General features: G+C 66.3%; 6 protein-coding genes. 2 read left to right on the top strand and 4 right to left on the bottom strand.

The features are described 5' to 3' along the window. Positions 1-12: 12 nt before the first annotated feature. Complete coding sequence (locus tag GJ699_RS01420; RefSeq protein WP_154372383.1) at positions 13-2,778, bottom strand: bifunctional diguanylate cyclase/phosphodiesterase; 2,766 nt, start codon at positions 2,776-2,778, stop codon at positions 13-15. Between the two features lie 98 nt (positions 2,779-2,876). Further along, the gene (locus tag GJ699_RS01415) at positions 2,877-6,587 is read right to left on the bottom strand and encodes an ATP-binding protein (RefSeq protein WP_154372381.1); all 3,711 of its coding nucleotides are present in this window, start codon (positions 6,585-6,587) and stop codon (positions 2,877-2,879) included. 102 nt (positions 6,588-6,689) lie between these two features. Here GJ699_RS01415 and GJ699_RS01410 point away from each other — a divergent pair, with 102 nt between their 5' ends. Together GJ699_RS01410 and GJ699_RS01405 are read left to right on the top strand one after the other, a co-directional pair. After that, positions 6,690-11,192: a DEAD/DEAH box helicase gene (locus GJ699_RS01410; protein ID WP_195763432.1), complete on the top strand. Its 4,503-nt coding sequence runs from the start codon at positions 6,690-6,692 to the stop codon at positions 11,190-11,192. Positions 11,193-11,249: 57 nt separating this feature from the next. Further along, a complete protein-coding gene (locus GJ699_RS01405) occupies positions 11,250-13,268 on the top strand; it encodes an AsmA family protein (RefSeq protein WP_154372377.1) in 2,019 nt (672 codons plus the stop codon). Here GJ699_RS01405 and GJ699_RS01400 read toward each other — a convergent pair. Beyond that, positions 13,265-14,599, bottom strand: a complete 1,335-nt coding sequence (locus GJ699_RS01400) for a sigma-54-dependent transcriptional regulator (RefSeq protein WP_154372375.1) — start codon at positions 14,597-14,599, stop codon at positions 13,265-13,267. The genes GJ699_RS01405 and GJ699_RS01400 overlap by 4 nt on opposite strands. Next, positions 14,596-16,407 (bottom strand): sensor histidine kinase, encoded by a 1,812-nt coding sequence (locus GJ699_RS01395; RefSeq protein ID WP_154372373.1) that lies wholly within the window; start codon positions 16,405-16,407, stop codon positions 14,596-14,598. The genes GJ699_RS01400 and GJ699_RS01395 overlap by 4 nt, the downstream gene beginning before the upstream one ends. Between the last annotated feature and the right edge of the window lie 30 nt (positions 16,408-16,437).

The following is a 16,437-nucleotide window of genomic DNA, read 5'->3' as shown; positions in this document are numbered from 1 at the left end:
GCCCGATGCTCCTTATATCGATGGTGCCAGCATAGCGTCGGCGGCAGCAGTGGAAGGAGTACAGTCGGCGAGACCGGCGGGGAGTACAGCCAGTTCCAGCTCCGCCAGCGGCGCCGCCCGGCCGAACAGATAGCCCTGGAAAGCGTTGCAGCCAAACGCCTCCAGCTCCGACCACTGCTCGCGCGTTTCCACGCCCTCCGCCACCACCGCCAGGTCCATGCTGTAGGCCAGTGTGATGATGGCGCGCACGATACTGGACGCATGACGGGTGTGCAGCATGTCGTGCACGAAGGAGCGGTCTATCTTCAGCTGGTCGATGGGCAGCAGCTTCAGATAGCTGAGCGACGAGTAGCCGGTGCCGAAATCGTCCAGCGCGAAGCCAACGCCGTGTGCTTTCAATGTTGTCATCTTTGCGATCACGTCATCCATGTCGGTCAACAGCATGCTTTCGGTGAGCTCCAGCTTGAGCCGGCGCGGATCGGCGCCGGTGCGGTCCAGCACCGCCAGCACCTGATCGACGAATGCGGTCTGGCGGAACTGCCGCGCGCTGACGTTGACGGCCATGCTCAGGTGCGCGCTATCCGGCTCCGACGCCCACTGCACCAGCTGGCGGCAGGCCGTCTCCAGTACCCACTCGCCCAGATCGACGATCAAGCCGGACTTCTCGGCCTGCGGGATGAATTCGCCCGGCCCAATCAAGCCGCGCTGCGGATGCTGCCAGCGCAGCAGCGCCTCCACGCCGGTGACGCGGCCGGCATTGTCCACCACCGGCTGGTAGTACAGCCGCAGCTCGCCGCGCTGCAAGGCGTAGCGCAGGTCGGCCTCCAGTGTGGCGGAAGCGTCCAGCGCCACCTGCATGTGCGGATCGAAGAAGCGGAAGGTGGCGCGACCGGCCGCCTTGGCCTCGTACATCGCCATGTCGGCCTGGCGCAGCAGGTCGTTGATGGTGTGGTGCTCGGCGCCGAACAACACCACGCCGATGCTGGGCGTGCTGCGCAGTTCATGCGCTTCCAGCGTGTAGCCGCGGCTCAGCGACTCCAACACCTTGCCGGCGACGGCGGCGGCGTTGCCCATCGCCTGCTGCTGCTCTTCGCCCAGCTCTTCCAGCAGGATCACGAATTCATCGCCGCCCAGGCGCGCCACGGTATCGGTCTCGCGCGTCACCTCGCTCAGGCGGAACGCCACCATCTCCAACAGGCGGTCGCCCATGTCGTGGCCCATGGTGTCATTGAGCGACTTGAAGTTGTCCAGATCGACGAACAGCACCGCGCCGTGACTGCCGCTGCGCGCGGCCTTGGCGATGGCATGGTGCAGGCGGTCCAGCAGCAGGCGGCGATTGGGCAGCTTGGTCAGGCCATCGTAGAAAGCCAGGTGAGCGATTTCCGCTTCCGCCAGCTTGCGGGCGCTGATGTCCATGCGCGTGCCCAGCATGCGCAGCGGCGTGCCGTCCGGCGCGCGCTCCACCACCCTGCCCCGGCTCTGCACCCAAATCCAGTGGCCGGCGCGATGCCGCATGCGGTACTCGGCTTCGTAGGAACGCGAACTGTCGGCCAGATGCGCTGCCAGCGCCGCTTCGATGGCGGGAATGTCGTCGCCCCTGACCATGCCGTGCCAATCAACCACGCCGGTGTTCAGCTCATCCTGGGTGTAGCCCAGCATGGCGGCGGCGCGGCCGTCCACGCTGCGGCGATCGTCCGTCATCTGCCACTCCCACAAGCCCAGATTGGCGCCGTTCAGCGCCAGCTCCACTTTTTCAGCGGCGGCGGCCTGCTCGGCGGAGCGCGCCTCCGCCAGTTCTTCCAGCACCAGGCGGCGCCGCTGCACCAGCATCAGGGCGCCGCTGGAGGTCAGGCCGAACACCAGCCAGGCCACGGCGCAGGACCAGGCCATGCTGTGCCAACTGGCCGCGATCAACGCCTGATTGCGGCCCAGGCTCACCACCAGCGTCTTGTCCAGCCCCAGGCCGCGCAGCAGCATGGTGCGCTGAACCACCAGCCGCTGCTCACCGCTGGCCGTGGTCCCGTCCAGCACCGTCTCCGAGCGCCGGCTGGCCTGATGCCGCATGAAGAACGGATCCGGCGCGGCACCGGTATCGCGCAGGGCGGCCGGATCGGCCGGCACGAACAGGATGCGGCGGCCGCTGTCCTCGGTGATAGCGCTGTTCATGTCCGGCGCATACAGGGCGGAACGCATCACGGCGTCAAAGTATTCCGGATTGAGGATGGCGCTGACGGCGCCGTTGTTGGCGCCGTCCCGCCCCACCAGCGCCATCGACAGCTTGATATTGAACACGCCCGGCGTGTTTTCGTACGGCTGCGACAGATACAGCGTGTCGGGATCGCGCATGCGTTCAACGCGGCTGGTGTAGTTGTGGTCATCCAGGCGGCTATCGCGCAAATCGTCGTCGGACAGCACGATGGCGCCCTTGCGATCCAACACCAGCAACGCGCGCACCCCGGGCATGGCGCGCTTGAGCGACTGCAGCAACGTGCGGCGGCAATCGGCGGTGCACAGGCTGCCCGGCCGCAGCGCGCCACGCACACTGTCCAGCGCACTGCGCACGCCGTCCAGCTGATGACTGAGATTTTCGTCGATGATCAGCGTTTGCAGGCGCATGCGCTCGACGTTGGAAGCCAGCAGCAGACCGCGTTCGTTCCACACGAAGTACGCGATCAGCAAACCGCTGAGTGCCAGCACAAAGCCCAGCATCAGCCACTCGGCTGCGCCGGTGCGCAAGCCGGGCAACTGTTTGAGCTGTTTGTAATGTTGAACGAACATAAACCCCTCCCTGATTGACTGCAAGCGTCAATATAGAATCAGGAGGGATGGCGCGAAATCGGACCTTGGTTATGCCAACTCATACCAAGGTTTAAGTATCAGGTCAGTTGCAGCATGCTGTCCAGGCGCCCCAGGTCCACCGGTTTGGTCAGATGGTGTTCGAAGCCGGCCTTCATCGCCTGCTGGCGGTCCGCATCCTGGCCATAGCCGGTGACAGCGAACAGGCGCAGGCCATCCATGCCCGGCAACTGGCGCAAACGCATCGCCAATTCGTAGCCGTCCATGCCGGGAAGGCCGATGTCCAGCAGGCCGACTTGCGGCCGCAGTTGCGGCGCCAGCGCCAGCGCTTCCGGTGCGCTGAAAGCCACCTGCACTGTATAGCCCATCAGCTCCAGCGCCTCGGCCAGCGCGCGTGCCGCGTCCTCGTTGTCGTCCACCACCAGCACCGACAATCCACCCGGCGCCGCGCTGGCCGGCGCCGATTCGGAACCTTCCTGTGCGGCCGGACTGCGCTCCTGCAGCGCCGGCATGCGCACCGTGAAGGTGCTGCCGCAGCCGACGCCGGCGCTGTAGGCGCTTACGCTGCCGCCATGCAGCTCCATCATGCTGCGCGCGATCGCCAGCCCCAGACCCAGCCCGCCCTGCGAGCGGCTCAGCGCCTGGCGCGCCTGCATGAAGCGTTCGAACACCGAGCCTATCATCTCGGCCGAAATACCGATGCCGTTATCCTTCACTTCCACCACCACCTGGGCGCCATCGCGCCAGGCGCGCACGGCGAGATGGCCGCCGGTCTCGGTATACTTGGCGGCGTTGGTCAGCAGATTGGCCAGCACCTGCGCGCAACGCACCGGATCGGCCAGCACCGGCAGGCCGGAAGCCGGCACTTGTACCGTCAGTTCATGACGCTTTTGTTCGATTAGCGGGCTGGCGGTTTCGATCGCGCGCGCCACCACGTCCGCCATCTCGATCACCTGGCGCCGCAGCTGGATTTTGCCCTCGGCCACGCGCGCCACATCCAGCAGGTCATCCACCAGCGCCACCAGATGCTTGGTCTGGCGTTCGATCACGGCACGTTCCTTGATGGCGTAATCGCCGCCGCGCATGCGCATCAGTTGCAAAGCGGTGACGATCGGCGCCAACGGATTGCGCAATTCGTGGCCCAGCATGGCGAGGAATTCATCCTTGGCGCGGTTGGCCGCTTCCGCCGCGCGCTTGGCGGTGGCCAGTTCGGTCACTTCAAATGCCACCACCGCCACGCCATGCGGCTTGCCGGTTTCGTCGAGCAGCGGTTGATAAACGAAGTCGAACCAGCATTCGGCCGGTGGCTGATCCGGTATGCGCCGCAAGCGCAGCAGCACCGAACGGCCGACGTAGGGCTGGCCGGTGGCCAGTACGCCGTCCAGCAGTTCGTAGATACCCTGCGACGCCAGCTCAGGGAAGGCTGCGCGCACGGTATGCCCCACCAGCGGACGCGGACCAACCAGTTGCTGATAATAGTCGTTGGCCTGTTCGAACACGTGTTCCGGCCCGCCGAGAATCGCGATCGCCACCGGCGCCTGGCTGAAAATGCTCTGCAAGCGGCGCGTGGCCGCCGCCTCCATGCCGCGCACGCGCTGGCGCAGCCGTAGCACTTCGATGCGCGCCGCCAGCTCGCGGCCGGAGAAGGGTTTGACCAGATAGTCGTCGGCACCGGCCTGCAAACCTTCCAGCCGCGCTTCTTCGCCGGCGCGCGCGGACAGCAGCATGAACGGAATGTCGCGCGTGGCCGGATGCGCGCGCAGCGCCGCCAGCAGACCGAAGCCGTCCAGCTGCGGCATCATCACGTCGGACAGGATCAGGTCCGGCGGGTCGCGCTCCACACTGGCCAGCGCCTCCAGGCCATTGGTACAGACCTCGATCTGCCAATGCGGTTGCAGCAAGCGGCGCAGATAGTCGCGCATGTCGGCGTTATCATCCACCACCAACAGGCGGCCATGACTGGCGACCTGAGTGACGGTGGCGGCATGCGAGTGAGTCCAGCCCTCGGCCTCGGACACGAAGGCGGCAACGGCGGCCGGCGCCGGTGTGACTGCAGCCGGCGTGGTCGCCAACTGCTCGGCCGGCAGATGCGCGCAGCCGAGCGGAATGACGACGCTGAACACGGTGCCGCGCCCGATCACACTTTCCACGCCTATCTGCCCGCCATGCAGCGTCACCAGATCGTGCACCAGAGCCAGGCCGATGCCGGAACCTTCGTGGGTACGCGAACGCGCGCCCTCCACGCGGTGGAAGCGTTCGAACAAGTGCGGCAGTTGGTCGTGCGGGATGCCGGTGCCGGTGTCCGCCACCTCCAGCCGCAACCGCTCGCCGACAATGCGCTGCGACACGCGGATCTCACCTTCAAAAGTAAACTTGAAGGCATTGGACACCAGATTCAACACGATCTTTTCCCACATCACCGGGTCCACATACACCGGCGCCGTCAGCGCAGCGCAATCCACCTCCAGCCGCAGTCCCGCGCCTTCGATCGCGGAACGGAAGCTGCTGGCAAGGTCGGTGGTCAGCGCCGCCAGGTCGATCGAGGCAAAGCTGGCCTGGGCGCGGCCGGCCTGTACGCGCGAGAATTCCAGCAGCGTGTTGACCAGCTTTTGCAGCCGCAGCGCATTGCGCTGCATGAGCTGCAACCGCTCGCGCTGCGGCGCCGGCAGCGGCGCGCTGCTGTCCTCCAGCGCATCGTTGACGGGGCCAAGCAGCAGCGTCAAGGGGGTGCGGAACTCGTGACTGACGTTGCTGAAGAACTGCGTCTTGGCGCGGTCCACCTCAGCCAGCATATCGGCGCGCAGGCGCTCATCCTCGGAGGCACGGGCGTGGCGGATGGCGTTGGCGGCCTGGGTCGCGATCAACTCCAGAAAGCCACGGTAGTCCGCATCCAACTGACGCGCCGCGCTCACACCCAGCACCAGCGCACCGATATTGTTACCGCGGCCGCTGCCGGACAGCGGCAGCACCAGCGCCTGGCGGTGCGGCTGTCCGGCGAGGCCGAGCGGCAGCCCCGCCGGCGACGCCTGCGGATCGAGCGCGATCAGATGCGACACACCGGACGCGATCACCGCATCCACCTCGAACAGCGCAGCCGCGCCGGCGATCTCGCCATGGGTGGCTTGCAGCAGCCGCGCCGGCGCGCCGTCGTCCGGCGCCGCCAGGTATAACTGCGCGAACGGCACGTCGTCCGGATTACGGCCGATCGCCTCCATTGCGATGGCGCAGGCGCCGTGCACGGTTTTCTCCTGCAGCGTGCGGGCATTCATGTCCGACAGCGTGTGCATGCGGCGCGCGTTCAGGTGGCGGCTGCTGACATCCAGATTGGCGCAGAAAAGACCGGCCACATTGCCCGATTCATCGCGCACCGGGCTATAGGAGAACGAATAAAAGGTCTCCTCGACAAACGCGCCCCGGTTCATGAACAGGCGCACGCCGTCGGCCATGGTGGCCTCGCCGCTGTTGAACACACGCTCGGTCAGCGGGCCGCAGTAGTGCCAGATCTCGGCCCACACCTCGGCGGTGGGCCGTCCCAGCGCCCATGGATGCTTGGCCAGGCTAAGTACGTCGATATAGGCGTCGTTGTATAAAAACGTCACCTGTTCGCCCCAACCCATCCACATCGGCTGCGGAGAATTCAGCATCAGACTGACCACGGTCTTGAGACTGTGCGGCCAGCCGTCGATGGGACCAAGCGGCGTGCTGCCCCAATCGTGAGCCCAGATGCGGGCTCCAAGCTCGCCGGGGGCGCACAAAAACCGTGGAATGCCGTCTGCGAGCGATGAGGACATGGAAATGAAGGTTCATGAATTACAATGTTTTTAAGCTTACCATGTCCACTTTCGGGCACGCGTCTGGTTGACTTGACCGCATCCGCCCTCATCATGCTATTCATGACCGAAGCCTTGCACGCCGCTGACCTGTACCACTTCCATCCCGCCGTCGCGGGCTGGTTTGATGCGGCCTTCCCAGCCGCCACCGAGGCGCAGCGGCGCGCCTGGCCGCTGATCCAGTCCGGCCAGACCACGCTGATCGCGGCGCCCACCGGTTCCGGCAAAACGCTGACCGCCTTCCTGGCCGCGATCGACGCGCTGGTGCGCGACAGCGTGGTGGCGCCGCTGCCCGACGAAACGCGGGTGCTGTATGTATCGCCGCTGAAGGCGCTGTCCAACGACATCCGGGTCAACCTGCTGGCACCTTTGGAAGGCATAGACCGCGAGCTGCAGGCCATGGGTTTGCCGCCGCATGGCATCCGCAGCGCGGTGCGCACCGGCGACACCACGCAGGCCGAACGCAACGCCATGCGCCGCCGCGCGCCGCACATTCTGGTGTCGACGCCGGAATCGCTGTACGTGTTGCTGGGTTCCGATAGCGGCCGCGCCATGCTGGCCGGCGTGCGCACCGTGATCGTCGACGAGATCCACGCGGTGGCAGGCAGCAAGCGTGGCAGTCATCTGGCACTGAGTCTGGCGCGGCTGGATGCCTTGTGCGCGCAGCCGCCGGTGCGGGTCGGGCTATCAGCGACGCAGAAGCCGATTTCGCTGGTGGCGCAATTCCTGGCCGGGACTGACCGCCCATGCGCGTTGGTGGACGTGGGCCATGTGCGGGCGCGCGATCTGAATCTGGAGCTGCCGCCGGTGCCGCTGGAGCCGGTGATGGCCAACGATGTGTGGGAGCGCGTGTACGACCGCCTGGCCGAGCTGACGGTGCAGCACACCACCACGCTGATCTTCGTAAACACGCGCCGCATGGCGGAGCGCATGGCACGCCATCTGGCGGACCGTCTGGGGCCGGAACATGTGGCCGCGCACCACGGCAGCTTGGCCAAGGAATATCGGCTGGACGCCGAGCAGCGCCTGAAACGCGGTGAGTTGCGGGTGCTGATTGCGACCGCGTCGCTGGAGTTGGGCATCGATATCGGTGATGTGGATCTGGTGTGCCAAATTGGTTCGCCGCGCAGCATTGCGGCGTTTTTGCAGCGCGTGGGCCGCTCGGGCCACCATGTGGGCGGCATGCCGAAGGGGCGGCTGTTCCCGACTTCGCGCGATGATTTAATCGAGTGTGCGGCGCTGCTGGACTGCGTGCGCCGCAATGAGCTGGACGCGCTGCGGATTCCACCGGCGCCGCTGGATGTGATGGCGCAACAGATCGTGGCGGAGGTGGCGTGCCGCGAATGGAGCGAGGATGATCTGTTCGCGTTGCTGCGTCAGGCCGCACCGTATGCACAGCTGGAACGTCAGCACTATGACGATGTGTTGCACATGCTGACCGATGGTTACACCAGTCGCCAGGGAGTGCGCGGTTCGTATCTGCACCGGGATACGGTAAGCGGTACCTTGCGCGGGCGGCGCGGCGGCAAGCTGACGGCGGTGACCTCCGGTGGCACGATACCGGATAACGCGGATTACACGGTGCTGCTGGAACCAGCGGGGCAGAACATCGGTACGGTGCATGAGGACTTTGCGGTGGAGAGTCTGGCGGGCGATGTTTTCCAGTTGGGGAATGCGTCGTATCGCATCCAGCGTATCGAGGCCGGCAAGGTGCGGGTGGAGGATGCGCATGGCGCGGCGCCGAATATCCCGTTCTGGATCGGCGAGGCGCCGGGGCGGACCGACGAGCTATCGGCCGGCGTCGCGCGCCTGCGGGCAGAGGTGGAGCGTCTGCTGCAGCCTGCGGCCAACAACGACACAGCGGCAGGCGACGGCGTGGCCGCTCGCGACGATGCGACTGGTGGCGGTGGCGGTGGTGCGACGATGGGTGGTGCGCTCACGGCGGCCGGCGAGGCTGCGATTGAGCGCGCGGTGGCTTGGCTGGGCGAGCATCTGGGCCTGCGCGACGATGCGGCACGGCAGATTGTCGAGTATCTGGCGCGCGCGCGATCGGCGCTGGGTGCGCTGCCGACCCGCGACACGCTGGTGATGGAGCGCTTCTTCGACGAGTCGGGCGGCATGCAGCTGGTGTTGCACGCCCCCTTCGGCAGCCGCGTCAACCGCGCCTGGGGACTGGCCCTGCGCAAACGCTTCTGCCGCACCTTCAACTTCGAGCTGCAGGCCGCCGCGACCGAGGACGCGATTGTACTGTCACTATCGGACAGCCACAGCTTCCCGCTGGACGAAGTGTGGCGCTACCTACGCTCACAAACAGCGGAACACATCCTGATTCAAGCCTTGCTGGACGCCCCGCTATTCAACGTCCGTTGGCGCTGGAACGCAACCACTTCGCTGGCCTTGCCGCGCTATGCCGGCGGCCGCAAGGTGGCGCCACAGCTGCAACGCATGAAAAGCGACGACCTGCTGGCGGCGGTATTCCCCGACCAGGTGGCATGCCTGGAAAACATCGTCGGGGAACGCGAGCTGCCCAGCCATCCGCTGGTCGACCAGACGCTGGACGATTGCCTGCACGATGCGATGGACACCGAAGGCTGGCTCGCCCTGCTGCGACGCATGGAAGCCGGCGAGGTCCGCTTGCTGGCACGCGATCTGCCCGCACCGTCACCGCTGGCGATGGAGATTCTGAATGCGCGGCCATATGCGTTCCTGGACGACGCATCGCTGGAGGAGCGCCGCACGCACGCAGTGCTGAACCGGCGCTGGACCGATCCAGCTTCCACCGACGATCTGGGCGCGCTGGACGTGGGTGCGATCGCGGCGGTGGCGGCGGAGGCATGGCCGTCGGTGCGTAATGGCGATGAAATGCACGAAGCGCTGATGTCGCTGGCCTGCGTGACACCGCACGAGGCGGCGAGCCAGCAAGGCTGGCCCGCGTGGCTGGACGCTCTGGCGGCCGGCGGTCGCGCCACGCGCTTGCGGGATGCCGACAGCGGCGCCGACCTGTGGGTAGCCCGCGAGCGCCTGCCCTGCCTCCAAGCCGCCTACCCCGCCGCCGACGCGCCACTCGCCGGCCCCACGCGTCCGGCCGCCGGCCTCATGGCAGCGGCGGCGGACGCTGCGACCGAGCCCGCGCTCACGGGCGATGATGGCGGCGGCACGTGGACCCGCGATGCCGCGCTGGTCGAAATCCTGCGCGCGCGCATGAGCGGCTTCGGACCGCAGACGGTGGCCGCGATTGCCGCCCCGCTCGCGCTGACCGCCTCCAGCGTCACCATCGCGCTAACGCAACTGGAAAGCGAAGGCTATGTGATGCGCGGCCGCTTCACGCCCGGCGCCACGGCGGAGGAATGGTGCGAACGCCATCTGCTGGCCCGCATCCACCGCTACACCATCCGCAGCCTGCGCCGCGAGATCGAACCGGTCGAGCGCCAGGACTTCATGCGCTTCCTGTTCGAATGGCAGCACCTGACGCCGGACGCCCAGCTCAAAGGCGAAAACGCCCTGCCCGAAGCGCTGGCCCAATTGGAAGGCTACGAAGCCGCCGCCGGCGCCTGGGAGAACGACCTGCTGGCATTGCGCGTGCATGACTACTCAGCCACGTGGCTGGATGACCTGTGCCGCGCCGGCAAAATCGTCTGGACCCGCGTTGGCGCACCGGCCAGCGCGGCCGGCGGTCCGGTACGCAGCACGCCACTGGTGCTGCTGCCACGCCGTCAATTGAGCTTGTGGCACGCCCTGCCCGCCGTGGCGGCCGAAATCGAAGTCTCGCCGCGCGCCGCCCGCGTACTGGAAACCCTGCGCCGCGACGGCGCCATGTTCTTCGACGAGCTGTCGCACGAAGCCCGCCTGCTGCCAGTGGAGCTGGAAAACACGCTGGGCGAGCTGGTGGCCACCGGCTTGGTCAACGCCGACAGCTACGCCGGCCTGCGCGCCATGCTGGTCCCGGCCAACAAGCGCGCCAGCAACGACAAGCGCCGCCGTCGTGGCGCCGGCCCGACCATGGAGGAAGCCGGCCGCTGGGCCATCGTGCGCCGTGGCGAAGTCGCCATCACCGTGCGCCCGACCGAAACCGTCCCCGCCACGCCAGCGCCGCGCAAGCCGCGCACCGATCCCGAAACGCTCGAACACATCGCCATGACCCTGCTGCGGCGCTACGGCGTCATGTTCTGGCGCCTGCTGGAACGCGAAGCCGCATGGATGCCCAACTGGCGCGAGCTGCTACCCGTCTACCACAAGCTGGAAGCGCGCGGCGACATCCGTGGCGGCCGCTTCGTGGCCGGCTTGTCCGGCGAGCAGTTCGCCCTGCCCGAAGCCATCCCGCTGCTGCGCGACATGCGCCGCCGCGCCCACGACGGCAGCTACGTCTGCATTTCGGCGATCGACCCGCTCAACCTGTGCGGCACCCTGCTACCCGGCGACAAAGTACCCGCACTGGCCGGCAACCGCCTGCTGTTCAAGGACGGCCTGCCGCTCGCCACCCAGATCGCCGGCAAATTCCACTACCCACCCAATACCAGCGACCGCGAACTGCTGCACGCCTGGCTGGTCGGCAAGCCGCCCGTTTGAGCTCACTGTGGCATAGCGCACATAACACCCGCCGCGCGAGGCGTAGCATGAATCTCCATGAAACTATCGCGCCCATACAAAATCATTGCTGGCCTGTTGGCCACGCTGCTGGTGGTGCTGGCGGCAGTCGTCATCTTCATTCTGACCTTCGACTGGAACCGTGCCCGCCCCTGGATCAACCACCGCGTAACCGACAGCATCGGCCGCGAGTTCGCCATCAACGGCGACCTGCGCGTGCACTGGCAACAAGGTGACGACAGCGAATCCGGCTGGCGGCGCTACGTGCCGCGCCCGCGCATCAGCGCTGCCGATGTCAGCATCGCCAATCCCACCTGGACCACCACCGGCCCACGGCTGGCCAACGTCGGCAGCATCGTGGTCGAAATCCATCCGCTGCCGCTGCTGCACAAGGAAGTGGTCATCACCGACCTCGAAGTCGACAAAGTCACGGTCGCAGCCCAACGCCGCGCCGATGGCAGCAACACCTGGACCTTCAAGGACAACGGCCCGTCCGAGTGGGAAATCGACATTCAGCGCCTGGCGCTGGGTGAAGGCGACCTGCGCTACCTGGACGATGGCATCAAACTGGATCTGCGCGCCAAAGCCAGCGGCATCAACGAGGGCGCCGACGCGCAGAAGTATGGCCTGCGCTTTGACCTCAGCGGCAGCTACCGCAATGCCCCCGTCACCGGCGGCGGCAAGATCGGCAAAGTGCTGTCGCTGCGCGAACAGCACGCCAACTTCCCGGTGCAGGCGCAGGCCAGCCTGGGCAAAAACAAAATCGCCGTCGAAGGCCAGGTCACCGACCCGCGCGCGCCGGCCGGACTGGATCTGAAACTGTCGCTGGCCGGCGCCAGCATGGCCGACCTGTATCCGCTGACTGGTGTGCTGCTGCCCGAAACACCGCCCTACGCCACCACCGGTCGCCTGATCGGCAAAAAATCCGGCGCCAACTGGAACTGGACCTACAAAGACTTCAGCGGCACCGTCGGCGGCAGCGACCTGGAAGGCACGCTGGCCTACAGCCCGCGCTCACCGCGTCCGCTGCTGAGCGGCAGCGTCACCTCGCGCCAACTGCGGCTGGAAGACCTCGGCCCCACCATCGGCGCCGAGAGCAACGCCAGCAAGGCCAAGCGCGACAAGCCGCAGAACCAGCCGGCCGACAAGGCGCTGCCGGTGGAACAATTCAACACCGAAAAATGGGGCGCGCTGGACGCCGACGTCAAATTCACCGGCAAGAAGCTGGTACGCACCCACGACATTCCACTGCAGGATATCCAGACCCACATCCGCATGAACGACAAGGTGCTGACGCTCACGCCGCTCAACTTCGGCATGGCCGGCGGCGACATCACTTCCAACATCAAGCTGGATGGGCGCCAGAAGCAGATCGACGCGCAAGTGCGGCTGGCCGCGCGCCACCTGAAGATACGTGAGTTGTTCCCCAAACTGGAATCGATGCAGGCCAGCGTAGGTGAAGTCAGCGCAGACGCCGCGCTGGCCGGCAAAGGCAACTCGGTGTCCGCCATGCTGGCCAGCTCCAGCGGCGAACTGGGGGCCGCCGTCAGCGAGGGCTCGGTCAGCAAATTCATTCTGGAGGCGGCAGGCCTGAACATCGCCAATCTGGTGTTCGTCAAACTGTTTGGCGACAAGCAGATCCAGTTGAACTGCGCGGCCGGCGACTTCGTGGTCGAACACGGCAAGGCACAGACCCGCCGCTTCGTCATCGACACCCAGGAAGCCGTTATCAACATCAATGGCTATGTCGACCTGGCCAGCGAAAGCCTGGACCTGGACGTGCGCCCGCAAACCAAGGGCGTGCGCATCGTCTCGCTGCGCACACCGCTGTATGCGCGCGGCACTTTCACCAATCCCAAGGTGGGACCGCAAGCCGGACCGCTGGCACTCAAGGCCGGGGCGGCGGTGGCGCTGGCCACCATCGTCACGCCGGTGGCGGCGATTATCCCGCTGGTCAATCCGGGCAAGGTGGATGCGGTCGATTGCGCCGCCGCGCTGGCGGAAGCCAACCAGACCCGCACCGCCGCCAGAACCCAGCCAGTGCAGAAAAAACGCTAAGCCTTGAAGGCGTCGCCGGTCAGGCCATACTTCTGCATCTTGTAATACAGCGTTTGCTTGGGCACCGCCAACGCCACACTGACCTCGCTGACGTTGCCACCAGCCTTGCGCAGCTCCTGCTCGATCACCGCGCGCTCGAAGCCTGCCACCTGATCCGCCAGCGGCACCGGCGCCATGCTACGTTCGGACAGCAGTCCATCGGAACCACTGGACAGCCCAAGCACGAAGCGCTCCGCGATGTTGCGCAGCTCGCGCACATTGCCCGGCCAGCTGTGCGCCATCAGCGCCTGCATCAGCGGCCCCGGTACTGGCGGCGCCGCGCGCTGATAGCGTGCTGCGGCACCCAACAGGAAGTGCTCGAACAGCAGCGGGATATCCTCGCGCCGCTCGCGCAGTGGTGGCAGATTGAGGATGATCAGATTCAAACGGTAATACAGGTCGCTGCGGAATTTCTGCTGGTCCGCCCATTCCTTCAGGTCGACCTTGGAGGCCGCGATCACCCGCACATCCACCGGCACCGGCGTGTTGGAACCCAGCCGCTCGACATAGCGCTCCTGCAGCACGCGCAGCAGCTTGACCTGCAAATTCATCGGCAGGCTTTCGATCTCGTCGAGGAATAGCGAGCCACCGCTGGCATGTTCGATCTTGCCGATCTGGCGCTTGGCGGCGCCGGTGAAGGCGCCCGGCTCGTGGCCAAACACTTCGCTCTCGAAGATCGTCTCCGGAATCGCGCCGCAATTCAGCGCCACGAAATGATGTTTGCTGCGGCGGCTAAACTGGTGCAGGCAGCGTGCCACCATCTCTTTGCCGGTGCCGGTTTCGCCGTAGATCAGCACATCGGCCGGCTCGTCGGCCAGGTCCAGTATGGTGCGGCGCAGATCGCGCATCGGCGCCGACTCACCCAGCAGCATCGCTTCGATACCCTCGCCATGCTCGATGCGATGCCGCAGCGCCGCCACCTCCAGCATCAGTCGGCGCGTCTCCAGCGCGCGCTGTACCACCTCGGTCAGCTGCTCGGACGAATACGGCTTGGCGATGAAGTCATAGGCGCCGCTGCGCATCGCCCCCACCGCCATGCTGATGTCGCCATGGCCGGTCACCAGCACCACCGGCAGCTGCGCATCGATGGCCTTGGCCGCCGCCAGGAATTCCAGCCCGCTCATGCCGGGCAGGCGCACGTCGCTGACCACCACGCCGGCAAAGCCGGGCGTGATCCGCGCCAGCGCCGGTTCGGCGGCGGCGAAAGCCTCCACTTCAAATCCCGCCAGATCCAGTGCCTGCGCACTGCCGGCGCGCACAGTGGCGTCGTCTTCTATCAGTAATACTTTCATGTTGTCTCCTGCTGCGCAAGCGGTAGCGCGATGACGAAGCACGCGCCCACGGCAACGGCTTCGGCCCGCAACTCGCCGCCGAATTCGCGGACGATCTGCTCCGAGATCGCCAGCCCCAGCCCCAGTCCCTTGCCCTGTGGCTTGGTAGTGAAAAATGGTTCAAACAAATGGCTACGGACCTGTTCCGGTATGCCCGGTCCGGTATCCGCCACCGTAATCAGCGCCTGCTGCGCCTTGCGCTCCACCGTCACCGTCAAGTGACGCTCAACGCTGTCGGCCATCGCATCCAACGCGTTGGTGAACAGGTTGACCAGCACCTGTTCCAGCCGGTTACTGTCGCACAGCGCCAGTACCTGCTGCTCGCGCATCGTCATGCGGAACTGCACACGCTCCTGCTCCACGCGCCGCTCGACCAGGAACAGCGCGGAGGTGATGGCGGCGGCCACCGGCACCGCCGACACGCTGGCATCGGCCTTGCGCGCGAACTGGCGCAATTGCCCGGTCAACGCGCCCATGCGCGCCACCAGTTGCGAAATCGTGGCCAGATTCCCCTTGGCGTCGTCCATCCGTCCGCGCTCGATCAGCACCTGCGCATTATCCGACATGGTGCGCAGCGCCGTTAGCGGCTGATTCAATTCATGCGTGATGCCGGCCGCCATCTGGCCCAGCACCGCCATTTTCCCGGCCTGTACCAGCTCGCTCTGCGCGCGCCGCAGCTTTTCCTCGGCGACGCGGCGCACCAGATTTTCCTCGCTGAGATGCTGCGTCATCTCGCGCAGACTGGCGGTGCGTTCGGCCACCTTGATTTCCAGCTCGGCGTGCACGCGCCGCCGCTGCCGCGCATACACCACCAGCATGAACAACAGCGCCTGCAGCAGCAACGCAAACAGGAACACGCTGAGGGCACTGGTGCGCGCGGCGCTCAGGTCGGACAGGTATACAAAGCGCCACTGGCGCGACGGCAGTGCCAACGTCTGGCTCAGCGTCGGCGCTTCCAGCCCGGAAGGCAGCGACACAATGGAAGTGCCGTCGTCCAGTTGACGCAGCTCGCGCATGTCGAGTGGCGTCAGCGGGTGCGAAAAGTACTGGCGCGACGTCTCCAGTTCGCGCCGCGCCGCCGCCGTCAACGGCACCAGCGTGCGGTACTTCCATTCCGGGACGGAGCTGAGGAACACCACGCCGCGCGCGTCGGCCAGCATCACCTCGCCGGCGCCGCGCTCCCAGCTCTGCTCCAGCTTCTCGATATTGACTTTGACAGTGGCCACGCCCAGCATGCGACCTTGGTGATAAATCCCGTGCGCAAAAAAATAACCCGGTTCGCCGCTGGTGGTGCCGACGCCGTAAAAGCCGCCGGGGATGCCGCGCAGCGCGTCACGCACATAGGGCCGGAACGCGACATAATCACCGACAAAGCTCTCCGGCAAACGCCAGTTGCTGGCCGCCTGCGTCACGCCCTCCAGATTGACGATGTAGATGGTGGTGGCGCCGGAACGCTGCTTGAGTTGCTCCAGATAGGCATTGACCTCGCCGCGCAGCGCCTCGTCGCCGGGACGCTGCAGCAGCGCGATCACGTCCTTGTTCAGCTCCAGCGTGCCAGGCAGGAAATCGTACTTCGACAGCAGGTTTTCCAGGCTGACCGCATAGCTGTCCAGGCGCTGGGCGCCGGCCAGCCGCGCGGCGGCGGTGGCGTTATCGCCGGCCCAGCGGCCGGCCAGTCCCGCCAGCGTCAGCGCAACGGCCAGCAGCAGCGCCCACAGCGCCAGCCGCCGGACCGGCCATGCCGGTGTCGCGGCCTGCGTTGTTGCCATAGTGTCCCCTGCTTCTTGTTATGCGAGATT

The organism is Duganella guangzhouensis, from assembly GCF_009674535.1.
GTDB lineage: Bacteria > Pseudomonadota > Gammaproteobacteria > Burkholderiales > Burkholderiaceae_D > Rugamonas > Rugamonas guangzhouensis.
This window is presented reverse-complemented; position numbering and strand designations above follow the sequence as displayed.

Coding starts and splice junctions, on each gene's coding strand:
- GJ699_RS01395 (WP_154372373.1), bottom strand. CDS start 16,407: ATGGCAACAACGCAGGCCGCGACACCGGCATGGCCGGTCCGGCGGCTG.
- GJ699_RS01410 (WP_195763432.1), top strand. CDS start 6,690: ATGACCGAAGCCTTGCACGCCGCTGACCTGTACCACTTCCATCCCGCC.
- GJ699_RS01405 (WP_154372377.1), top strand. CDS start 11,250: ATGAAACTATCGCGCCCATACAAAATCATTGCTGGCCTGTTGGCCACG.
- GJ699_RS01420 (WP_154372383.1), bottom strand. CDS start 2,778: ATGTTCGTTCAACATTACAAACAGCTCAAACAGTTGCCCGGCTTGCGC.
- GJ699_RS01400 (WP_154372375.1), bottom strand. CDS start 14,599: ATGAAAGTATTACTGATAGAAGACGACGCCACTGTGCGCGCCGGCAGT.
- GJ699_RS01415 (WP_154372381.1), bottom strand. CDS start 6,587: ATGTCCTCATCGCTCGCAGACGGCATTCCACGGTTTTTGTGCGCCCCC.